Genomic DNA, 22,278 nt, shown 5'->3' on the forward strand with positions numbered 1-22,278 from the left:
ACGCAGCGGCAAGTCGCAAGCTTCAAGCGCCAAGCTTGAAGCTTGCGCGGTGTGGCGGATTAATTTGATTTTCTTGCAGCTTGAAGCTTGTAGCTTGAAGCTGTCGTGTACGAGGTTTTGAAGATGGCCGAACGTCTCAGCAACGACTTCCAATTCATCGATGTCGGGCGCAAAGATCCGAAGAAGAAACTGTTGCGTCAACGCAAGAAAGAGTTCGTGGAAATCTACGAACCCTTCAAACCCCAGCATTCGGCCGATCAGGCCCACCGCTGCCTGGGTTGCGGTAACCCGTATTGCGAATGGAAGTGCCCGGTGCACAACTTCATTCCGAACTGGCTGAAACTGGTGGCCGAGGGCAACATCCTCCAGGCCGCCGAGCTGTCGCACCAGACCAACACCCTGCCGGAAGTCTGCGGCCGGGTGTGCCCGCAGGATCGTCTGTGCGAGGGTGCCTGCACCCTCAACGACGGCTTCGGCGCGGTGACCATTGGTTCGGTCGAGAAGTACATCACCGATACCGCGTTCGCCATGGGCTGGCGCCCGGACATGTCCAAGGTTATACCGACCGGCAAGCGTGTTGCGGTGATCGGTGCAGGCCCGGCAGGTTTGGGTTGTGCCGACGTGCTGGTACGCGGCGGTGTGACCCCGGTGGTGTTCGACAAGAACCCGGAAATCGGCGGTCTGCTGACCTTCGGTATCCCCGAGTTCAAGCTGGAAAAGACCGTGTTGAGCAATCGTCGCGAAGTCTTCACCGGCATGGGTATCGAGTTTCGCCTGAACACCGAAGTGGGCAAGGACGTGACGATCGAGCAACTGCTCGAAGAATACGATGCCGTGTTTATGGGCATGGGCACCTACACCTACATGAAGGGCGGCTTTGCCGGTGAGGATCTGCCGGGCGTGCATGACGCGCTCGACTTCCTGATCGCCAACGTCAACCGCAACCTGGGCTTTGAAAAGTCGCCGGAAGATTTCGTCGACATGAAAGGCAAGAAGGTTGTGGTGCTGGGCGGCGGCGACACGGCGATGGACTGCAACCGCACCTCGATTCGCCAGGGTGCCAAGTCGGTGACCTGCGCTTATCGTCGTGACGAAGCGAACATGCCGGGCTCGCGCAAAGAGGTGAAGAACGCCAAGGAAGAAGGGGTGAAATTCCTCTACAACCGCCAGCCGATCGCCATCGTCGGTGAAGACCGCGTCGAAGGCGTGAAGGTGGTCGAGACCCGTCTCGGCGAACCGGACGCCCGTGGCCGTCGCAGCCCCGAGCCGATCCCGGGCTCCGAAGAGATCATCCCGGCCGACGCCGTGGTCATCGCATTTGGTTTCCGTCCGAGCCCGGCGTCGTGGTTCGAGCAGTTCAGCATCCAGACCGACAGCCAGGGCCGCGTGGTGGCCCCGGAACAAGGTCAGTACAAGCACCAGACCAGCAACCCGAAAATCTTCGCCGGTGGCGATATGGTTCGCGGATCTGACCTGGTGGTAACGGCGATCTTCGAAGGCCGTAATGCGGCCGAAGGGATCCTGGATTACTTGGGCGTCTGACGACGCCAGCGACAAGTTTCAAGGGTTTAGCTGCAAGCTCAAAGCCACGGCGCTTGCGGCTTGCAGCTTGAAACTTACCGCTGCATCTGTGCGACAAATTGACCCGATAGACAAAAGGCTGACCTGCAACCGTGCCTTTTGCGTCGAGCTCTGAGAAAATGCCCGCACTTTTTTTCCGGATGCCGACATGACTGCCCTGAAGAACGACCGTTTCCTTCGCGCCCTGCTCAAGCAACCCGTAGACGTCACGCCGGTATGGATGATGCGTCAGGCCGGTCGCTACCTGCCGGAATACCGCGCCAGCCGTGCCAAGGCCGGTGACTTCATGAGCCTGTGCATGAACCCGGAGTTCGCTTGCGAAGTCACGATGCAGCCACTCGACCGCTATCCGCAACTGGACGCGGCGATCCTGTTCTCCGACATCCTCACCATCCCGGACGCCATGGGCCAAGGCCTGTACTTCGAAACCGGCGAAGGTCCACGCTTCAAGAAAGTCGTCAGCACGATGGCCGATATCGAAGCCCTGCCGATTCCTGATCCGCACAAAGACCTTGGCTACGTCATGGACGCGGTCAGCACCATCCGCCGCGAACTCAACGGCCGCGTGCCGCTGATCGGCTTCTCCGGCAGCCCGTGGACCCTGGCCACTTACATGGTCGAAGGCGGTTCGTCGAAAGACTTCCGCAAGACCAAGGCTATGCTCTACGACAACCCGCAAGCCATGCACCTGCTGCTGGACAAGCTCGCGCAGTCGGTCACCAGCTACCTCAATGGCCAGATCATGGCCGGCGCGCAAGCGGTGCAGATCTTCGACACCTGGGGCGGTAACCTCTCGGCGGCGGCGTACCAGGAGTTCTCCCTGGCCTACATGCGCAAAATCGTCAGCGGCCTGATCCGCGAACACGAAGGCCGCAAAGTACCGGTCATCCTGTTCACCAAGAACGGCGGCCTGTGGCTGGAAAGCATCGCCGACGCTGGCGCTGATGCGTTGGGCCTGGACTGGACCTGCGACATTGGCGAAGCCCGCCGACGCGTCGGCAACAAAGTCGCCCTGCAAGGCAACATGGACCCGACTGTGCTGTACGCCAAGCCAGAAGCCATCCGCACCGAAGTCGGTCGGATTCTCGCCAGCTACGGCAAAGGCAGTGGTCATGTGTTCAACCTCGGCCATGGCATTACCCCGGAAGTTGATCCGGAACATGCGGGTGCGTTCATGCGCGCGGTACATGAGCTGTCGGCGCAATATCACGAGTGATCGTCGTCCAATAAAAAACGCCCGGCTTATGCCGGGCGTTTTTGTATAGAGATCTTCGGAACCACTCGGTCAATGTGGGAGCGAGCCTGCTCGCGAAGAGGCCGGCACATCCAACAGTGATGTCTGTTGAAAGACCGCTTTCGCGAGCAGGCTCGCTCCCACACGGAGTGGTGTCAGGCTTTGACTCCGCCCAACGGCGGTAACTTCGCCAGCTTCAACGCCACCAGCAGCGCAATCACCAGCAACGCACCAATGAACAACCCGATCCCGTTCCACCCGCCCAAGTGCCAGAACACCCCGCCCGCCGTCCCTGCAATACTCGACCCGGCGTAATAGCTGAACAGGTACAGCGACGAAGCCTGCCCCTTGGCTTTCACCGCTCGCCGTCCTATCCAACTGCTGGCCACGGAATGCGCGCCAAAGAAGCCGAAGGTGAAGATCAACATGCCGATAATCACCAACGGCAGCGGCGTGAACATGGTCAGCGCAAGGCCTGCGAGCATCAGCACAATCGTCGCCCACAGCACTTTGCGCCGGCCCAGTTGGTCGGCCAAGGAGCCGATTTTCGCCGAGCTGTAGATGCCCGACAGGTACACCACCGACAGCAGACCGACGAAGACCTGGTCCATGTGGTACGGCTCGGCCAGCAAGCGATAGCCGATGTAGTTGAATAGGGTGACAAACGCACCCATCAGCACGAAGGCTTCAAGGAACAGCAGCGGCAGGCCAGCGTCGCGAAAGTGCATGGTGAAGCCATCGAGCAGACTGCGCGGGTGCAGCGAGCGGGGGCGGAAGTTGCGTGATTCGGGGAGGATTTTCCAGAACACCGTCGCCGCGATCAGCGCCAGCCCGCCAATCACCAGCATTGCCGTGTGCCAGCTGACGAAGTCGATCAATACGCCGGTGATCAAGCGGCCGCTCATCCCGCCAATCGCATTGCCGGCGATGTACAAACCCATCGCCAGCCCGATGTGCTGCGGGTGGATCTCTTCGCTCAGATACGTCATGGCGACCGCCGCCAGGCCGCTCAACGACAAGCCGATCAACGCACGCATCACCAGCACGCCTTGCCAGCTCGGCATCATCGCGCTGGCCATGGTGCACAGTGCGGCGGCGAACAAGGCCGCGACCATCACCGGTTTGCGTCCGACACGGTCGGAGATCGGGCCGGTGATCAACAAGCCAATGGCGAGCATGCCGGTGGCCACCGAGAGGATCAGGCTGCTCTGCGCCGCATTGATCGAATACTCGTGGGACAGCAGCGGCATCATCGGCTGTACGCAGTAGAGCAGGGCGAAGGTCGCAAAGCCGCCGGAGAACAGCGCCAGTACCGTGCGCATGAACATCGGCGTGCCTTTCTCGATGTAGATCTCTTTCAATTCGGCGACAACATCGTCCACCGAGGTGGGCGGAACTTCGTGGGCAAGGGGGGCGACAGCAGTTTTCACTTCGGACCTCGGAGGGCGCAGCCGGTCAGGCAATGAAAAAAGCATATAGCTGCCTAATGATTCAATCCAATATATTGTTCGACCTGTTTGATAGGTTTAACGACCTAATGGAGTTTTCATGGAATTGCGTCACCTGCGCTACTTCATCGCCGTCGCCGAAGAATTGCACTTCGGCCGCGCCGCTCAGGTGCTGGGCATCTCGCAACCGCCCCTGAGCCAGCAGATTCAGGCGCTGGAACAGGAAGTCGGAGCACGGCTGTTCGAGAGAACCAATCGTCGGGTCGAACTCAGCGAGGCCGGTCGGCTGTTTCTGGAAGAAGCGCGACTGGTGCTGGCGCAGGTCGACAAAGCGGCCGACGTGGCACGGCGTGCGCAGTTGGGTGAGTTGGGCGAACTGAAAATTGGTTTCACTTCGTCGGCGCCGTTCAACTCGACCATTCCCCAGGCGATTTTCTCGTTCCGCCAGCGTTTCCCGGCGGTGCATTTGAATCTGCGGGAGATGAGCAGCACCCAAGTGGCCGACGCGCTGGTCGATGAGTCGATCGAAGTCGGCATCATGCGACCGCTTGGGCTGCCGGATTCCCTCAGCGTCGTGGAGTTGATGCGTGAGCCGCTGGTCGCGGTGCTCAGCTCCAAACATCCGCTAGTGAACGACAGCGAAGAGGGTTTGTTCCTCTCGGCATTGGCCCTCGAACCGTTCGTTTTCTTCCCACGCAGCTATGGCAGCGGTCTGTACGCACAGTTGCTCAGCTTGGCCCGCGATGCCGGTTTCAGCCCGCACTTCGCGCAAGAGGCAGGCGAGGCAATGACGATTATCGGGTTGGTGGCGGCGGGGCTGGGCGTGTCGGTGCTGCCGGCGTCTTATCAGCGGATGCGCATTGACGGCGTGGTGTACCGGCCGTTGCTTGATCCGGAAGCGGTGTCGGCGGTGTGGCTGGTGCAGCGCAAGGACCAGAAGTCGCCGATGGCCAAGGCGTTTGTGGATTTGTTGACGAGGAAGGTTGAGGGGGCTTGAGCGCAGGGACACTTAAAGTAACGGATCCTGTTTAGTGATTTGCGCGATTGTTGAGCAAAATCGATTTCTTTCGATGAGTGCCATGGATGCCACTTCTATATCAACCGAAGGAAGGCAGTGTGCTGATTTGTGATTTCAGGGGGTATGAAGTCCCCGAAATGATCAAAGTCAGACCTGTTGTCGTGATACGAAAACACAAAACCAACAGCTTACTGGTGACAGTTGTGCCGCTCAGTACTACCGCTCCGGATCGCATACTTGATCACCACCTGGAACTTCAAAGTCATCTACAGGGTGCCAGTCCTGTTTGCTGGGCGAAATGCGATATGGTTGCGACAGTAAGCCTCTCCAGGCTGGACCGGATCAAAAGTCGAGACCGACATGGAAAGCGTGTTTATGTTATTTCACACCTTGAAACAGATGAGTTTTACGCAATCAAAGTCGCGGTACGTAGTGCGCTTGGCCTGTGATGGCATCGGAAGTGGCGCAGTCAGGCGAATGGCCAGTCGTTGCCCTTGATCCTGTTTCGGGCAATACTCCCCCCGTTCCCGTAAGGGGCTTGTGAGACTCTGAGGATCCTGGGCAACCAGCCATCGCAGAGCCAGACAGGTACAGGGCGATGACAAGCCGACCTGTTTGTGAAGGGGCGCCGAAAGGCGCCCTTTGTCGTTCTCGAGGTGCTCGCCTCAGTCAACCCGCACCAGATCCCCGCGCAACGCCACCCCGGACACCACGGCCTTGAGCGCTTCCAGCCCAGGTATTTCCTCGTCGTCACTGCACTGGTATTTCCCGGTGTCCTGGCTCAGGTCGCGCTTGTTGATGCCGGCGATGTTGATCACGGCGTTAGCACCAGCCTTCTTGGCCTTGCTTTGCAACGTCGCCAAGGTCGATTGCAACGCCCAGTAGCAGGCGTCTTCAGCGGATTTGTCTTCGTTGTCGTCGGCTCTTCGGCTGCTGCTCACCGCATTCAGCTTGTGCACCTGGGTCGGCAGTGCTTCTCCCGCCAGGTAGAACTTGACGCTGCCATCCAGCAGACCAACCTCGGTGGCGCGTTTCACGCCTTCCTGAAAGTCCTGGTAGGTGGGTTCATAGGCGCCTTGCGAGGCGAAGACTTGATCAGCGTCCGGGTCGGTGGCCAGTTGTTTGACCACGTCGTCGCGCAGGTAATTGATCCAGCGGTTGTAGGTGCCGTGGATCCTGCCGTCCTTGTAGTCCAGGCCGCGGCTGTCGCGGTAGTCCATTTCGAACGAGGTGGAGGTATAGGGAATGTCGATTTCGGCGTGGTGCCGGTCGCGCACGGTGATTGCCGCTTTGATCATGCCGGGGCGCGCCGACTGCACGATCCATTGGCGCTCGATCAGTGCGGTGACGATGGCGCGGCTCATCCTGTCGTCGCTCAGGCCCTTGTCGCCGGGAAAGTGTTCCTTGGCGGTGTACACCGGGCTGGTGCAGCCGCTCAGCGCAACGGCCAGGGTGAATACTGCGCCGATGCGCTGAAACAGAGTCATTCCCTTCACTCCAGACGTTTTTTCAGATCAGTGCCAGCGACGGAAAATCAGCGAAGTGTTGACGCCACCAAACGCAAAATTGTTGTTCATCACGTACTCATTACTCATCTGGCGGAACTCGCCGCGCAGGTAGTCGAGCTTGCCGCAGTGCGGATCGACCTCGTCGAGGTTGAACGTGTGCACGTACAGGTCGCGGTTCATCATTTCGATGCTGAACCAGGATTCCAGCGCACCGCAGGCGCCCAAGGTGTGCCCGAGGAAGCTCTTCTGCGAACTGATCGGCATGTGCTCGCCGAACAACGCGCTGGTGGCCAGTGTTTCGGCAATGTCGCCCTGCTCTGTCGCCGTGCCGTGGCCGTTTACGTAGCCGATGTCTGACGGTTGCAGCCCGGCGTCTTCCAGCGCCAGTTCCATGGCCCGGCGCATGGTGACTTGCTCTGGGCGGGTGGTGTGCTGGCCGTCGGCGTTGCTGCCGAAACCGACGAGTTCGGCATGGATGTGCGCGCCGCGTGCCAACGCATGTTCAAGCTCTTCGAGCACCAGCATGCCGCCGCCCTCACCGATCACCAGGCCATCGCGGTCTTTGTCATACGGACGTGGGCTGGTTTGCGGGGCGTCGTTTTTCAGGCTGGTGGCGTAGAGCGCGTCGAAGACCATGGCTTCGGTGGGGCACAGTTCTTCAGCACCGCCGGCGAGCATCAGCGGCAGGCGCCCGAATTTGATCGACTCGTAGGCGTAGCCGATGCCCTGGCTGCCGCTGGTGCAGGCGCTGGACGTCGGGATCAGCCGGCCGGTGAGGCCGAAGAAGATGCTGATGTTCGCCGCAGTGGTGTGCGGCATCATCCGCACGTAGGAGTTGGCATTAAGGCCCTCCGCCACCGAGTTGAGCAGCATATTGCCGAACGCCTTGATCTCGTCGGTGCTGCCGGTGGAGGAGCCGCAGGCGACGCCCATGCGGCCATCCTTGATGATCGGGTTACCCAACAGTCCGGCATCGGCCAGCGCCTGCTCCGACGCGTCGACCGCCAGGCGCGAGACTCGGCCCATGCTGCGCAGCTGCTTGCGGGTCCAGTGGCTCGGGACTTTGAAGTCGTCGATAGGCCCGGCCAGGCGCGTGTTGAGTTCGGTGAACCGATCCCACTCGTCCATCCGGCGTATGCCGCTGCGGTTGGCCGCGAAGTTGCCAGCGATGGTCTCCCAGTCGCTGCCCAGTGAAGTGATGCCGGCCATGCCGGTGACGACGACGCGCTTCATCAGCACAGGCCTCCGTTGACGGCCAGAACCTGCCGGGTGATGTACGACGCTTCCGCCGACATCAGGAAATTCACCGCGCTGGCCACTTCTTGCGGAGTGCCCATGCGTTGTGCGGGGATCATTTTCATCAGTTCTTCCACCGGCACGTTTTCGTCAAGCATGGCCGTGTCGATCAGGCCGGGTGCGACACAGTTGACGGTGATTTTGCGCTTGCCCAGTTCGATCGCCAACGCTTTCGCCGCGCCGATCAAACCGGCCTTGGAGGCGCTGTAGTTGACCTGGCCACGGTTACCGATCAACCCGGAAACCGAGGTGATGCAGACAATCCGTCCGGCCGCGCGACGCCGAATCATCGGCATCATCACCGGGTGCAGCACGTTGTAGAAACCGTCGAGGTTGGTGCGCATCACCACATCCCAATCATCCTCGCTCAGCGCCGGAAAAGCACCGTCACGCGTCAGGCCGGCGTTCAGCACTACGCCGTAATAGGCGCCATGAGCTTCCACGTCGGCTTCGAGGATGGCTTTGCAGCTGGCGCGATCTGAGACGTCGAACTGCAAAACGCGAGCATTGCGTCCCAGCGCCTGGATTTCGCCCTGGACGGCGATGGCGTCGGCCAGGCCGCTGCGGCAATGCAGCACGATGTCGTGCCCGGCCTGGGCCAGACGCAACGCAATGGCACGGCCGATGCCGCGGCTGGAACCGGTGACCAATACGGATTCAGTCATGGCTGGCTCCTTGGGATTCATGAAGGTATTGAGCGGCCTGAGGCGGGCGGAACACGTTCAGGCGGGCGGTGGCGTGAATGCCGGGGGCGTTGATGTGGCATTCGAACACGCCCATGCCGTTGTCGTCTTCCAGCGAGCGCAGTCCATGGATGGTCAGTTCGGTGCCCGCGGGGAAGTGCTCCACGTTGCATTCGAATTTCCGGGTGCCGAGCAGAAACCCCAGCACCACCGCATCACCGCGCTGGCGCGCATGGCAACCGGCGTAGGCGGCAACACTCTGGGCCATCAGTTCTATACCGACCCACGCCGGCAGGCTGCCGTCGGGACGATTGAACAGGCCCCCGGGCTTGACGGTGAGGCGGGTGTGAATCTGCTCGTCATCGAACGCCAGGATCTGCTCGATGAGGATCATGTCGCCAGCGTGCGGCAGCAGCTCGGCGAGCGGCCAGTCAATCATGGGGCATCTCCGATAATCAGGCTGACGTTGTTGCCACCGAAGGCAAAGGAATTGCTCATCAGGTAGCGAGGAGCAATGGACGTCAGGCGATGGTCCGGGGTCACCCACTGCAAGGCCGGCAAGTCGGGGTCGGGCTGACCGTCCCACACGTGGGGCGGCAGGAGGTTTTCCCGATTGTTCGTGCTCAGGCTCAACCAGCAGAACGCCGCTTCCAGGGCGCCGGCCGCGCCGAGCGTGTGTCCGGTCATCGGCTTGGTGGAGGAGCAGGGCACGCCGTGCGGGAACAGGGCCGAGACCGCCAGGCTTTCCATCGCGTCGTTGTGTTGGGTCGCGGTGCCGTGCAGGTTCAGGTAGCCGATTTGCTCGGGCTGCACCTTCGCGCGGTTCAGGGCTTTGCTCATCGCTTGCAGGGCGCCCCGGCCGGTCGGCTCCGGCGCCGAGATATGGTGCGCATCGGAACTGGCGCCGCTGCCGAGCAGGGCAATCGGTTGGCTCGCGCCGGCTTTTTTGCTCATCAGAAACAGCACGGCGGCTTCGCCGATATTGATGCCGTTGCGGTTGGCCGAAAACGGATTGCAGCGCTGCTCGGACACCGCTTCCAGGGCCGAAAAGCCGTTGAGGGTCAGTTTGCACAAACTGTCGACGCCGCCGCACAGTACGGCATCGCACACACCCAGATCGAGCAGCCGCTGGGCACTCATCAGCGCCCGGGCGCTGGAGGTGCAAGCCGTGGAGATCACATACGCCGGGCCGCTCAATTGCAGCCAGTCGGCGAGGAAGTTGGCCGGCGCGCCGAGTTCCTGCTGCTGATAATCGTAGTCGGCAGGGAATTCATGTTCACGAATGTAATGGGCCAGGCCACGGCTGGCTTCATCGATGCCGGAAGTGCTGGTGCCGAGGATCACGCCGATTCGATCGCGGCCGTAAGTCTGGATCACTTGATCAATGTCATCGCGAATTTGCAGCGCGGCTTCCAGCAGCAGTTGGTTGTTGCGGCTGCTTTGCTCGGCCAGTTCCGGCGGGATCGGCGCCAGCTCACCACGCACCGCCGCCACTGGCAACGACCGCTCCGGCACCCAGCCGGATTCGCTGCGCATGCCGGAGCAATCGCCAGCAAACAGGTTGCGGGCGACTTCCTGTTTGTCGCGACCCAGGGCGCAGATCACCCCGAGAGCATTCAGGTAAGCGGTCATGGCGTCTCCCCGCTCAAGGGCGTTACCAAGTACTTCGGACCTTTAGGCAGGATCAACTCAAATCTCAGTGGTGGCGAGTAACGCACGTCCCAGCGAGTGGGCAGGGAACGTTGGGAGCCGTGTTGCCAGGCTTCGGGGTAGTTGGCCTGCAATTCGTCTTGCGGGGTCAACGCGAACAGTAACGCTGCGAACAATTCCCGGGCTTCCGGATTCGGCGGCAGCAGGCCGTCAGCTTGCCACTGGCCATCGATCAGTTTCTGGCGTGCCTGCGGAATGCCCAACAAATCCATCATCGACCAGCGAATGCCGGGGCCTTCGCGCGCAATTACTAACACCCAGTCCTGACGCTGATCAGCCAGCAAGCGCTGAATGTGCAGTTGCTGCGGCAGCGGCAGGTTTTCGGTTTGCCCGGGCAGCGGCGCCTGGCTGGCGCAAGCGCTCAGCAGCAGGAGGCAACCCAGAAGCAGGTAACGGATCATGTGGCATCTCTAGCGCAAAGTTCCGACAGCACGCGCAGCCGACGTTTGGGTTCGCTGACGAACGGATTACGCTCGTCCCAGGCATAACCGGCGAGGATTGCGCTGATCATACGGCGGATATCCGCTGAGCTGCCTGGATGATAAATCACATCCTGGAAAGTCCCGGCGTACCAGCCTTCGACGTAGCAGCGGAACGTGTCGACGCCGCGCTTGAGCGGTGCGGCGAACTCGGTCTGCCAGTCGACGCTTTCACCTTGCAGCTGGCGATGCAACACGCCGGCGGCCATGCTGGCCGAGCGCATGGCGATGGTCACGCCGGAGGAGAACACCGGATCGAGGAATTCTGCCGCGTTGCCGAGCAACGCAAAGCCCGGACCGTGCAAGGTTTTGACGTTGGCCGAGTAGCCGCCGATGGTGCGGGCTGGCGTGTCCCAGACCGCGTTTTCCAGGACACAGGCCAGGCTTGGAGTTTCAGCGATGAAGCCGCGCAGGCACTCGTCCAGGTTCTCCATGCGGCCTTCGAAGTGCTCGGCGGCCGCGACCACGCCCACCGAGCAGCGACCGTTGCTGAACGGAATGGTCCAGAACCAGATGTCGCGATGGATCGGATGGGTGGTGATAAGGATCTTTTCCCGCTCGAAGGTCGGGCTGTCGATATGGTCTTCGATGTGGGTGAACACCGCCTGGCGCACCGGGAAATTCGACGGTGCTTCAAGGTCCAGCAGGCGTGGCAACACGCGGCCGTAGCCGCTGGCATCCAGCACAAAATCAGCTTCGACGCGGTACTGGCTGCCATCCTCACGAAGCACATCGAGCTGCGGCATGGGCAGGTCGAAATCGGCACTGACGATGGCTTCGCCATAACGAACGTCGACGCCTTGCAGCGCGGCCTGATCGGCCAGCAGTTTGTCGAAATCGGCGCGCTGGACCTGGAAGGTGGTCGGCTTGCCGTTGCTGAACGTGTCGCCGAAATCAAAGGCGCTGTAGTGCTCGCCCCAGGCGAACGCGGCGCCGTTTTTCATCTGGAACCCGGCGGCGTTCACGGCGTCGAGCATGCCGGCTTCTTCGACGAAATCCAGGCAGTGCGACAACAGGCTTTCACCGATGGAAAACCGTGGAAAATGCTGGCGTTCAATCATCAGCACATCGTGGCCTTTGCGCTTGAGCAGCGCGGCGGCAATGGCGCCCGAAGGACCCGCGCCAATGACAACAACCTGGCGACGTTCCATTTCAACTGTTGGCACGGGGGCTCCTTGCCGGGGCGGCGATATTCAAAGGGGTTTGGTGCATGCCGGCAAGTGCCGGCAGCAGTGTGGCGATCAGGCCCATCACCATCAGCGCGAAGTACAACGCCGGGCTGATGAGCTGTTGTTGCAGCAGCAGGTTGAGAAAGACGATCTCGCTCAAACCGCGAATATTGAGCAGCAGGCTTTCGCGCCAGCGACTGGCGCCTTCAAATGACGCGCCGGCCCAGCCGAGGCCGAGCCAGTTGCCCAGCAGTTTGCTGGCAATCGGCAACAGCAGCAGCGCCGCCAACTGCACCCAGCCGAGACTGGCCATGGCGGCGTGGACATTGATCTGCACGATACCGAAGGTGAGGATCAGCGGGATGGCGATCCAGGTTTGCAAACGGTTCATCCAGATCGCCGGCAACGGCAACACCAGCGGCATTTTCAGCGCGGCCATGCACAGCAGATAACCGATGCCGAAAATCAGAGCATTGAGCTTGAAGTGTTCGGCGACCACCAGCAGCGCAAAAAAGCAGCCGCTGTGCAGTAGCGGTTGGCGCAAACCCAGCAAATGCAGAAGCACCGGAAGGCAGGCGCCGGCCAGCGGCAGCAGCAGACTGCTCAGGTGCAGACTGCCTTGGGCGAAGCCGAACAGGGTCCAGCATGCCAGGTCGATGAGGATCGCGGTTTGCACCAGCCGCCGGGTTGCGGCGGGCGGGTAATTGATGTGTCGCAGGTAGAGGTACAACACCGGGATCGCGGTGATGGCGAACACCAGGCCCACTGCCAATGAACTGATCCACGGCTGTGCGGGTAACAACCAGACCGCAGTCGCCAGACCGCAGACAAATGGAATGCAAAAACTCGGCAGGGCGATCTTCAGGCTCTGGCGATCGAGTCGCAGGTCGATCACATCGCTGAGGATGTTTCCCAGCAACAAGGCAAAACCGAGGCTGTAGAGGTTTTTCAGCCATACCGGCGAGATCAGCTCGGCGCCGCTGAGTTGCCAGCCCGGCTCGATCCAGAAGTACATCAGCAGCGGTAGACCGAAGGTCGCCAGCAGCAACTGACTGACGATCGGGATCAGGCCGAAGTGACGACCCACACGGGTGGCCACGGCGAACATCGTCAGGGCCATCAGCCAAAACAGGGCGATCATCATGCGGCTGGCTCCACGACGGCGGCGGCATGCACTTGGCGTCCGGCCCAGGGCGCAAGGATGAAACTGAACGCCAGCCCGAGGCTCACGGACAGGCCGAAGTTGCTCACCGCCGGTGTGCTGGACACGGCCAGCAAACCGAATGACAGCCATGTGGTCACCGCTGCCAGCAAGGTGCCCAGCAGGCTCACGGCGGCGCCGCCGACCTGTTCGCGCATGAGGATTGCGTAATCGACGCTGATCGCCGTCACCAGTAACAGGCCGAACAGGCTGAACAGGGTCAGGGGTTGGCCCATCCAGCCGAGGCTGGCCAGGCTGCACAGCGCGGCCAGCAAGGGCAGTGAGACGATGCGCAACGCACCACCGAAGCCAAACGGCAGGATCAGCACCAGCACGATCAACACGCAGGAGGCGAGTTTCAGCTGCGCCGCGCTGATCTGTGTCGCGGCGAAAACGCTGTTCAGTTCACCGAGACGGTCGACCAGTTCGACCCCCGGCAAGTCCAGCGCCTGAATGCGCAACAGCGAAGGATTATTCAGGCCTTGCAGGCTGACCATCGCCGCCACGCCCTCATCGGTCGGCCCCAGCCACAGGGTGCGATAAGGTTCCGCCAGCGGACCGACCAGCGAGGCGTCGATGTCTTCGGCGGGCAGCGCCAGCAACGTTGCAAGCTCCGCTTGCAGCGCTTCTGCCGGCACGCCGAGGTCGAGCAAGGGTTGCCAGAACTGCGGCAACTTGCTCAACGCTTCGCGCACTTTGCGCTGCTCGCTCGGCTGGCTGACCAGTTGATTTAGCGACAGGTAACCCTGGAGTTTTTCCAGGTTGACCAACTGATCCAGGCGCTCGCTCAGTGCAGTCTGGCGTTCGAGCAGTTCCTGTTGATTGGCCGCGCGCACCAGGAAGAACTGGCTGGTCGGCTGATAGCCGGTGATGCGCGCAATGGCCTGGGCTTCGTCGGTCAATTGCTGCGGTGCGCCGATCCACTGGCGGATATCGTTTTTGCTCTCCAGTTGCAACAGGCCGCCGACGCAGAAGGCAATCAGCAGTGCCAATAACACGGGCGTACTGACGTGTTTGAGCAGCGCTTCGCGCAGGTTCAGCAAACACTCGCAGATACGCAGCGGCCAATGCGCCGGTCGCAGGTTCACGCCCTTGAGCAACGCTGGCAGCAGGCACACGGCCGACAAGTAGGCACCGAGCAGGCCGGCGGCGGAGAACACGGCAATCTGGGTCAGGGCCGGGAAAGGCGTCCAGGCCAGGGCCAGGTAGCCGATGCAACTGGTGATCAGGCTCAGCGTCAGGCCCGGCAGGGTCAGGCGTAACGCCGGCCAGCTGTTCCAGGGTTTCAGGCTCCAGCTTTTCGACAGGTAATGCAGCGGGTAATCGACAGCCACGCCGATCAGGCTCGAGCCCAGTACCAGCGTCATCACATGCATGTGACCGAATAGCGCCACGCACGCCACCGCACCAAACAGCATGCCCACCAGCACGGGAACGAAAGCGAGCAAGACACGCCAGCGCCGGAAGGCCAGCAACAGCAGCAACAAAATGCCCACGGTGGCACCGCCGCCGACCCATGTCATTTCGCGGGTGGCTTGTTGCTGACCGTTGGCCGCGTACAGCAGGCCGCTGGCAGCGAGCAGTTGCACGTCGGCCTGGGCGGCTTCTTTTCGGCTGCGTTCAAGCAGGTCAGCCACTTGCAGCGGCAGGCTCATGTCGAAGGCATTGCCGGTGGTTTTTGCCCGCAGCAACACCCAGCTCTTGCCGTCGGCATCGGCGACCAGCGCTCCGCTGCCGATGTCCAGTTGCACGGCGCCGTGTTGGGGTTGGCTGTTCTGGATGCGCCCGGTCAGGCCCAGCCAGTCATCCTGGCTCGGCACCAGGCTGAAACCGGTGAACGGGTCGAACAGCGCTTGCACCCGCTGCTGGATAAAGGCGTCGGGGTGTTCGATCAACTGCTGCCGATCCATCGCCGAAAGCATCGACAGCCGGCCTTGCAGCAATTGCGTGCGCAGCGCCGGCAAGTCGGCTTGCAGGTTCCACTGAACCTTCTCGAACAAACCGCTGGCCTGCCACTGCTCGCCGAGTTTCTGCGCCATGGCAATGGCTCGCTGGCGATCTTTATGGCCTACCAGCACCAGCATTTCCCGGTTCAACGGTTCTTGTATGCGTTGTTCGGCGCGCAGTTCCAGCGCGTCCGGCGCCGTGCCCGGCACCAGTTCCATCAGGTTGGCCGACAGCGGTGCACCGTCGCGCCATTGCCAACCGGCGAGCGCGAGCACCGCCAACAGCAGGATCAGAAACAGCCACGGTAGTCTGCGTTCACTCGGCAAAGTCATGTTGCTCCGCGTCGCTCAACGGTTGGGTGCTGGTGCTGTCCTGCATGCGCAAAAGGGTGCTGTCGCCCTGGGTTTCCAGCAGCTCGATGCTGTGCACCAATTCGCTGCCGGTGATGTTGATCTGATTGAACACCTGCTTGAGCAGCATTGAGCGCGGGATCAGCGTCAGTTTCCAGTTCTGTGCGTCGCCGCTCAGAGACAGTTCGAAGTCCCGTTGCAGACCGCTGCTGTCACCTTGCAACACGGCGAGGAACAAGCGGTTCTGCTCGGCGCCGGCGCTCTTGCCCGGGAGCATTTGCCAGCCGCTGGCGTCGCGGCGGGCAATGCCTTTGTTGGTGATGCGGTAATCCTGTTGCAGCGGGGTTTTCAACAACCAGAGCAATCCGTGGTTTTTAGCGAGGATAAAAGTGCCCTTGCTGGTCAGCGGCTGGGGCAATGCGCGCAGGTGTTTTTCCTGGATGAAATGGCCGTGGATCACATCAGGCTTGGCCAGTTGATCGCTCAACTGCTGCAAATCGAAGGCATGAGCCATCGATGACAGCCCGAGCAACGCCAACGCACCGAGGTATTTGAAAAACGGGGTCATGCGAGCATCCTTTCTACGGCATCGGTGAAGATCTTCGGTGAGGCCAGCTGCATCTCGCGGCTGCTCATGTCGACAGCGACCTGTACGGAACTGGCGCGGGTCAAACGCTCACCGGTTTTCACATCGCTGATCAGGTAATTGATCTTCAGACGGTTCTCCCACTCCACCAGATTGGCCCGCACGTTCAGCTTTTGACCGAACACGGCGCCGCGCACATAGCGCAATTGCAGGTCGATCACCGGCCAGGCATAACCCGACTCGACCATGGCGGTGTAGTTGTGACCGATCTTGTCCAGCAGCGCACAACGGGCGACTTCCAGGTATTTGACGTAATGGCCGTGCCAGACCACGTTCATGGTGTCGACGTCAAAGAACGGCACGAGGATTTCCGTATCGGTGTGAAGCACTCCCTTGCTACGCATGCAGCCTCCAGTGTTGCTCGGCGATACGTTTCAGGCACAGGCGCAATTCGCCTTCCAGCGCGCGATCTTCGATGACCGGCGGGAAGTCTTTGGCCAGCTCTTCGTGCATGGCCGCCAGGGCTGGCGGTAACGGGCGCGCGTCCTCGGCTTTGCTGCGCAGCCAAACACCCTGGTTGGCGGCGAGCAAGGTGGCGGCGGCGACCTGTTCGGTCAGCTCCAACACACGGATCGCATCGCGGGCGGCGATGGTGCCCATGCTCACCTTGTCCTGGTTGTGGCACTCGGTGGAGCGCGAGAAGACGCTGGCCGGCATGGTGTTTTTCAGCGCTTCGGCGGTCCAGGCGCTGGTGCCGATCTGCACGGCCTTGAAGCCGTGATTGAGCATCGCGCGGTCAGCCGTGGCGCCGGAAAGGTTGCTTGGCAAGCCATGGTTGTAACGCTCGTCCACCAGCAGGGCGAGTTGCCGGTCCAGCAGATCGGCCACGTTGGCCACCAGGTTTTTCAGGCTGTCCATGGCGAACGCAATATGGCCGCCGTAGAAGTGCCCGCCGTGCAGCACGCGTTCGGCTTCAGCGTCGATGATCGGGTTGTCGTTGGCGCTGTTGAGTTCGATCTCGATGAACGAACGCAGCCAGTTCAGGCTGTCGGCCAGGACGCCGAGGACATGCGGCGCGCAGCGCAGTGAATAGCGGTCCTGCAGGCGGTGCAGCGGTGCGGTCGGCGCATCGATTGCCAGATCCTTGCGCAACCACGCGGCGACTTGCATCTGCCCCGGATGCGGTTTGGCGGCGAACAGGCGCTCGTCGAAGTGCTCGGGATTGCCTTGCAGCGCGACCACGTTCAGCGCGGTGATACGGGTCGCCAGTTGCAGCAGGTAATCGGCGCGGGCGTAGGCCAGGCAGGCGAGGCCGGTCATCACGGCGGTGCCGTTCATCAGCGCCAACGCTTCTTTCGGGCGCAGCACCAGCGGTGTCCAGCCCAGTTCGCGATGGACGTCGGCGGCTTGTCGGCGCTCGCCCCGGAACATTACTTCGCGCTCGCCGGACAAGGTTGCGGCGACGTAGGACAGCGGCGTCAGATCACCGCTGGCGCCCACCGACCCTTCTTCCGGGATCAGCGGCAGGATGTCGTGTTCGAGGAAGGCCTGAAGACGCTCCAGCAGTTCCACGCGCACCCCGGACACGCCGTGGCACAACGACTGCAAACGCGCCGCCAATAAGGCCCGAGTGGCCTGGGCGTCGAGCAGTTTGCCCAGTCCGCAGCCGTGGAAGGTGTACAGATGACGGGGCAATGCCTCGACGTGATGCAGCGGCACCGCGACCACGCACGAGTCGCCGTAACCGGTGGTCACGCCATAGATCACGCCTTCCTTGTCCAGCAGGGAATCGAGAAATCGCGCGCCCTTGGCGATGCGCTCAAGGTACGCAGGGTCGCTTTGCAACTGCGTCGGCACCTGACGGTTGGCCGCGGCCAGCACGTCTTCGATGCGCAAAGGGAGTTCGCCGAAGGTTACCGGCTCAAGCGTTGGCGTCGTCATCGGTCTTCCAGAAAGGGTAAAAGTTGAACCATTGTTGGGGCGCTTCAAGGCAATAGTGACCCAGGCGTTCGGCGTAGCGGGAAGCCCACTGATGAATGACCTGCTCGCGGTCGCTGCGTTTCCACACCACGGCCTCGGCAAACGGTTCGAGGGTCACGCGATATTGCCCCGTCGGTTTCTTCAGGCACATCAGCAAATTGATCGGGCATTTCAGCAAGCCGGCCAGCAGCCACGGCCCCTGGGGCAATGCAGCCTGATGACCGAGGAAGTCTACGGTCACGCTGCGCCCGCCATGCAGCGGCACGCGGTCGCCGGCAATCGCCAGCCACTCGCCACGCTCCAGTCGTTCATGCAGTTGCAGCATGATCACCGGGTCCAGTTCACTGACCTGAATCAGCCGCAGATTGGTCGCGCCGGCCTCGCCCAGTAATCGGTTGAACTGCTCGGCGTGCTTGGTGTGCACCAGCACGTTCATGGTGACCTTCTCGCCGATCTCCGCGAGTGCGCGGCAGACTTCGAGATTGCCCAGGTGCGCGCCCACCAGCATCTGCCCGCGAGTGCCACGCAGCTGACTGCGCAGCAGCGCCGGGTCGACGATTTCGATGTGATCGATGCTCAACTTGCCGTTCCATACGTCGAGTTTGTCGAGCATCGAATCGGCGAAGGCCATGAACTGGCTGAACACTCGCCAGTGGGTCGGTCGCAATTGCGGGCGTGCGCTCCAGTCCGCGAGGCGTTGCTGGTATTGCCAGGCACTGCGGCGGGCACTGCGACCGAACAGGAAAAAGTACAGGACGATGCCGTACAGCAACGGACTCAGCAGCCGTCGGCCCAGCACTTTGGCGCAGAGCGCGGTGAATTTCATCAGCCAGAAGCTGCCGCGCTCCTGGCGGTCGGCCCAGTGCTGTTTGTCTGCGTTACTGCTCATGCTCGCCACCGTCGCCAGAGGATCACCGGGGCCCTCAGCAGCATGCCGAAGAACAGCCGGGTGTGCATGCTCGAAATCAGCACATTGTCGTGGAACATACGGAAATGCGAGACACCGTCCAGCGGGTAATGGACCTTGGTCGGCAGCCACTGCATCGGCTGATTGCGCCAGGCCAGGCGCACGAGGATGTCCGAGTCGAAATCCATGCGCTTGCCGATCTTCGCCGAGTCGATCACTGCCAGGGTCGGCGGCAATGGGTAGACGCGGAAACCGCACATGGAATCGCGGATCTGCAAGGAAAGCGTGTTGATCCAGACCATGACGTGGGTCAGGTAGCGGGCGTACAGACGGCCCTTCGGCACGCTGGCGTCGTATTGCGGATAGCCGCAGATCACCGCGTCGGGATGAGCGCGCGATTGTGCGATGAAGGTCGTGACATCCTGCAGGTCGTGCTGGCCGTCGGCGTCCACCTGCAAGGCATGGCTGAAACCCAGGCGCGAGGCTTCGCGCAGGCCGGTCATGACCGCGCCGCCCTTGCCTTGATTGGCGGCGAGGCGGATCAGGTTGACCATTTCACGCTGCGCCAGTTGGTCGAGCACCCTGGCGCAGGATGGATCGCTGGCATCGTCCACCAGAATGCACGGCAGGCCACTGGCGATCAGCGCGTCGACCACCGTGGTGATCGCGGTTTCGTGGTTGTAGACCGGGATGATTGCGCAAGGGTTAAACATCACCTGCAACCTCCAGCAGAATCCGCCCACTGGAGCAGGTTGCGGTTTCATTGCGGTAGGCGAAATACAATTTGCCGCGTTCCGGATCGAAGCGCAGGTGCAGTTGGACTTCATCGCCGGGGCGCACCAGTTGCTGGAACTTCAGCACTTCCATGCCAGCGAATTTAGCCGGCAGGTCCATCAATTGCTGGCCGAGGCTCAGCGCCCAATCCACCTGCACCACACCGGGCAATACCGGCGTTTGCGGGAAGTGTCCGCTGAAGTAGGCGAGGTCCGGCGGAACGGCCAGTTGCAGGCTCCATTCGCCATCGACCTCGACCTGTTCCAACACTTCCGGCGCTTTCGGGCGGGGGGTCAACAGCAAGGCTTCGACGTCGGCTTGAGGCAGTTTGCCTTGAGCGTTCAGGGGCAATTGCCGCAGTAACCGCCAGCGTCGTGGCAGGGCCAGGGCTTCGCAGTGCTGGCTCAGGTGCTGACGCAGTTCTTGCGTGACGGTGCGTCGGCCCTGATTGCGCAAGGCATGCAGGCCGGCGTCGGTCAGCACCAGCAGCGCGCCCAGCGAGGCGCGGTTTTCCCGGACCACGCCGAGGCGTGCTTCTGCGACCCAGTCATGCTCCATCAACGCCTTTTCCAGCATCGGCAGCGAGATACGTTTTTCTTCCAGTTTGACGATCCGGTCCAGCCGTCCGAGCAGTTCGAATCGGCCGTTGGCAGCGATTCTGGCGGCATCAGCGGTGTGTTCAATATGGCCGACGGGCAAGTAGGGAGAGGCGATCAGCAGCGCGCCCTCGCTGTCCTGACTCAGTTCGACTTCAGCAAACGGCTGCCAGAGATCGTGACCCTGACGCCAGGCGATGCCACCGGTTTCCGAGCTGCCAAGGATTTCCGTCGGCCATTGCTGCAAGCGTTCGTAGAGGCTTTGCGCAGCCTCGGCCGGTAGCGCTCCACCCGAGGAAAACACCCTGCGAACCGCGCTCAAGGCCGGCCAGTCGAGGTTGTCGCCCATGCGCTTGAGCAGCGCCGGGCTGGCGACCCAGGCAAACGCCATGTGTTCGCGACTGGCTCGCTGCAAGTCTTCCGGGAAGGCCAGTTGCTTGCGCACAAACGAGCGCCCGGCACACAGCGGCCACAGCACCCGAAACAGCAGGCCGTAGATGTGTTGGGCGGCGACGCTGCCGATGATGCACGCCTGGTCCAGATCGGCACCCCAGAGCTGCTCCAGCGCCTGCACTTCATTGGCTATCTGGCGCAGGGTCTTGTCGATGCGCTTGGGTTCGCCGCTGGAACCGGACGTGCACAGGCTCAGGCGACAGGCGTCCAGATCCAGTGCGGCGTGGGGCAGGGGCGGTTGCCGATAGTCGGTGAGGTGCGCGTCATCGGCCAGGTCGGTCAGCCACAGATCGACTTCGCTCGACCAGCGTTGGCGAGTCTGCGGTTGCAGGTCGGCAGGCAGCAGCACACTGACCCCGGCACGCCAGGCGCCGAGCAGGGCAATCGCCAGGTCAGCAGCATCTTCAAGGTGCACGGCGATGCGCTGCACGCCTTGGGATTGCAGGCCGGCCGCCAGGCTTAGCGCCTGTTCGCACAGCTGTGCGTGATTCAACGCCGGTTCTGCCGTAACGGCACGCTCCGGCTGTGCCTTGAGCAACAGCTGCTCAAGTGATATCCAATTCATGGGTGGCCTCGTACCCGTTGTCGTATGAGCCATTCAATGGCAAACAGCAGGCCCATCAATCCATAGGAAATCAGGCCGGTGTACAACATCCACCAACTCAGCGGCGCCCACAGGGTCAGGGCGGCGGCAAGCAAACCGTTACAGAGGAAAAACACACACCAGACGACGGTCACCTGGCGGGTGTAAACAATCGCCTTGGCCGGCAAGTGCGGCTCACGCAGGCGCGCCAGGCGCTCAACCATCGGCGGCCCGATTTTCAGGCTCAGGCCAAACAGCCCCAGCATGAAAGCGCTGATCAGCACCGGATACCAACGCAGCAACAACGGGCTGTCGAACAGCGCCAGCAACAGGCAAAAGCCGATCGCAGTGAGCGCCATCCACAGGCTGCCGGGGCGACGGGGACCCAGCAGTGCCCGCGCCAGCCACAGGCTGCCCAGCAGCAGACCGAACTGCCACGGAGCAAAGTGTTCCATGCCGAAATACACCGCAAAGGGGTACAACAGGCCCGCCAGCAGCAGGCCAAGGCCGATCAGTCGACTCATGCGGCCGGTTGAACCAGACGGTAGACCGCCTCGACCACGTCACTGACGGTGCGCACCGATTTGAATTCTTCGGCGGCGATTTTCTTGCCGGTCTGACGCTTGATGTGATCAATCAGGTCGACGGCGTCGATGCTGTCGATTTCCAGATCCTGATACAGGTTGGATTCGAGGCTCACGCGCTCAGGGTCCAGCTCGAAGAGTTCTACCAAGGCATCGCGCAGGGTGTTGAAAATGTCATCACGAGTTTGCAT

Annotated in this window: 22 protein-coding genes; 4 read left to right on the plus strand and 18 right to left on the minus strand. The window is 61.7% G+C overall.

What is annotated here, in order from left to right:
- Positions 1-123: 123 nt before the first annotated feature.
- A complete protein-coding gene (locus HP062_RS22905) occupies positions 124-1,542 on the plus strand; it encodes an FAD-dependent oxidoreductase (RefSeq protein WP_010464413.1) in 1,419 nt (472 codons plus the stop codon).
- A gap of 187 nt (positions 1,543-1,729) precedes the next feature.
- Positions 1,730-2,797 carry a uroporphyrinogen decarboxylase gene (hemE, locus tag HP062_RS22910; protein ID WP_010464411.1) on the plus strand — a complete coding sequence of 356 codons (1,068 nt, stop codon included), beginning with the start codon at positions 1,730-1,732 and terminating at the stop codon, positions 2,795-2,797.
- 173 nt (positions 2,798-2,970) lie between these two features.
- On the opposite strand, the gene HP062_RS22915 is transcribed toward hemE, so the two are convergent.
- Positions 2,971-4,245, minus strand: coding sequence for an MFS transporter (locus HP062_RS22915; RefSeq protein WP_077747677.1), 1,275 nt, complete (start codon positions 4,243-4,245; stop codon positions 2,971-2,973).
- Positions 4,246-4,363: 118 nt separating this feature from the next.
- Here HP062_RS22915 and HP062_RS22920 point away from each other — a divergent pair, with 118 nt between their 5' ends.
- On the plus strand, positions 4,364-5,260 hold the full coding sequence (locus HP062_RS22920; protein ID WP_010464406.1) for a LysR family transcriptional regulator: 897 nt from the start codon (positions 4,364-4,366) through the stop codon (positions 5,258-5,260).
- Between the two features lie 86 nt (positions 5,261-5,346).
- Entirely contained in the window at positions 5,347-5,730 is a 384-nt protein-coding gene (locus HP062_RS22925; RefSeq protein WP_010464404.1) for a type II toxin-antitoxin system PemK/MazF family toxin, read from the plus strand.
- Between the two features lie 216 nt (positions 5,731-5,946).
- Here HP062_RS22925 and HP062_RS22930 read toward each other — a convergent pair whose 3' ends face one another.
- The 17 genes from HP062_RS22930 to HP062_RS23010 are packed head-to-tail and all read right to left on the minus strand — an operon-like array spanning position 5,947 to position 22,278.
- Complete coding sequence (locus HP062_RS22930; RefSeq protein ID WP_172792065.1) at positions 5,947-6,768, minus strand: hypothetical protein; 822 nt, start codon at positions 6,766-6,768, stop codon at positions 5,947-5,949.
- A gap of 27 nt (positions 6,769-6,795) precedes the next feature.
- Entirely contained in the window at positions 6,796-8,022 is a 1,227-nt protein-coding gene (locus HP062_RS22935) for a beta-ketoacyl-ACP synthase (RefSeq protein ID WP_172792066.1), read from the minus strand.
- A complete protein-coding gene (fabG, locus tag HP062_RS22940) occupies positions 8,022-8,750 on the minus strand; it encodes a 3-ketoacyl-ACP reductase FabG2 (RefSeq protein WP_145309907.1) in 729 nt (242 codons plus the stop codon). Before fabG ends, HP062_RS22935 begins: the two co-directional genes overlap by 1 nt.
- Entirely contained in the window at positions 8,743-9,207 is a 465-nt protein-coding gene (locus HP062_RS22945; RefSeq protein WP_083375221.1) for a hotdog family protein, read from the minus strand. The genes fabG and HP062_RS22945 overlap by 8 nt, the downstream gene beginning before the upstream one ends.
- Complete coding sequence (locus HP062_RS22950) at positions 9,204-10,400, minus strand: beta-ketoacyl-[acyl-carrier-protein] synthase family protein (RefSeq protein WP_083375220.1); 1,197 nt, start codon at positions 10,398-10,400, stop codon at positions 9,204-9,206. Before HP062_RS22950 ends, HP062_RS22945 begins: the two co-directional genes overlap by 4 nt.
- A complete protein-coding gene (locus HP062_RS22955) occupies positions 10,397-10,879 on the minus strand; it encodes a hypothetical protein (RefSeq protein ID WP_172792067.1) in 483 nt (160 codons plus the stop codon). Before HP062_RS22955 ends, HP062_RS22950 begins: the two co-directional genes overlap by 4 nt.
- Positions 10,876-12,123 (minus strand): NAD(P)/FAD-dependent oxidoreductase, encoded by a 1,248-nt coding sequence (locus tag HP062_RS22960; RefSeq protein WP_083375218.1) that lies wholly within the window; start codon positions 12,121-12,123, stop codon positions 10,876-10,878. Before HP062_RS22960 ends, HP062_RS22955 begins: the two co-directional genes overlap by 4 nt.
- The gene (locus tag HP062_RS22965) at positions 12,110-13,270 is read right to left on the minus strand and encodes a sodium:proton antiporter (RefSeq protein ID WP_083375217.1); all 1,161 of its coding nucleotides are present in this window, start codon (positions 13,268-13,270) and stop codon (positions 12,110-12,112) included. The genes HP062_RS22960 and HP062_RS22965 overlap by 14 nt, the downstream gene beginning before the upstream one ends.
- Entirely contained in the window at positions 13,267-15,606 is a 2,340-nt protein-coding gene (locus HP062_RS22970; RefSeq protein WP_172792068.1) for an MMPL family transporter, read from the minus strand. The genes HP062_RS22965 and HP062_RS22970 overlap by 4 nt, the downstream gene beginning before the upstream one ends.
- Entirely contained in the window at positions 15,590-16,192 is a 603-nt protein-coding gene (locus HP062_RS22975) for an outer membrane lipoprotein carrier protein LolA (RefSeq protein WP_077747624.1), read from the minus strand. Before HP062_RS22975 ends, HP062_RS22970 begins: the two co-directional genes overlap by 17 nt.
- Positions 16,189-16,614, minus strand: a complete 426-nt coding sequence (locus HP062_RS22980) for a thioesterase family protein (protein ID WP_010464383.1) — start codon at positions 16,612-16,614, stop codon at positions 16,189-16,191. Before HP062_RS22980 ends, HP062_RS22975 begins: the two co-directional genes overlap by 4 nt.
- Entirely contained in the window at positions 16,607-18,151 is a 1,545-nt protein-coding gene (hutH, locus tag HP062_RS22985; RefSeq protein WP_172792069.1) for a histidine ammonia-lyase, read from the minus strand. Before hutH ends, HP062_RS22980 begins: the two co-directional genes overlap by 8 nt.
- Positions 18,132-19,079: a glycosyl transferase gene (locus tag HP062_RS22990; protein WP_010464379.1), complete on the minus strand. Its 948-nt coding sequence runs from the start codon at positions 19,077-19,079 to the stop codon at positions 18,132-18,134. The genes hutH and HP062_RS22990 overlap by 20 nt, the downstream gene beginning before the upstream one ends.
- Entirely contained in the window at positions 19,076-19,810 is a 735-nt protein-coding gene (locus HP062_RS22995) for a glycosyltransferase family 2 protein (RefSeq protein ID WP_172792603.1), read from the minus strand. The genes HP062_RS22990 and HP062_RS22995 overlap by 4 nt, the downstream gene beginning before the upstream one ends.
- Complete coding sequence (locus tag HP062_RS23000) at positions 19,803-21,485, minus strand: acyl-CoA synthetase family protein (RefSeq protein ID WP_172792070.1); 1,683 nt, start codon at positions 21,483-21,485, stop codon at positions 19,803-19,805. The genes HP062_RS22995 and HP062_RS23000 overlap by 8 nt, the downstream gene beginning before the upstream one ends.
- A complete protein-coding gene (locus HP062_RS23005) occupies positions 21,482-22,027 on the minus strand; it encodes a hypothetical protein (RefSeq protein WP_083375213.1) in 546 nt (181 codons plus the stop codon). The genes HP062_RS23000 and HP062_RS23005 overlap by 4 nt, the downstream gene beginning before the upstream one ends.
- Positions 22,024-22,278 carry an acyl carrier protein gene (locus HP062_RS23010; RefSeq protein WP_007992314.1) on the minus strand — a complete coding sequence of 85 codons (255 nt, stop codon included), beginning with the start codon at positions 22,276-22,278 and terminating at the stop codon, positions 22,024-22,026. Before HP062_RS23010 ends, HP062_RS23005 begins: the two co-directional genes overlap by 4 nt.

The organism is Pseudomonas sp. B14-6 (assembly GCF_013260315.1).
In the GTDB taxonomy this organism is placed as follows: Bacteria; Pseudomonadota; Gammaproteobacteria; order Pseudomonadales; family Pseudomonadaceae; genus Aquipseudomonas; species Aquipseudomonas mandelii.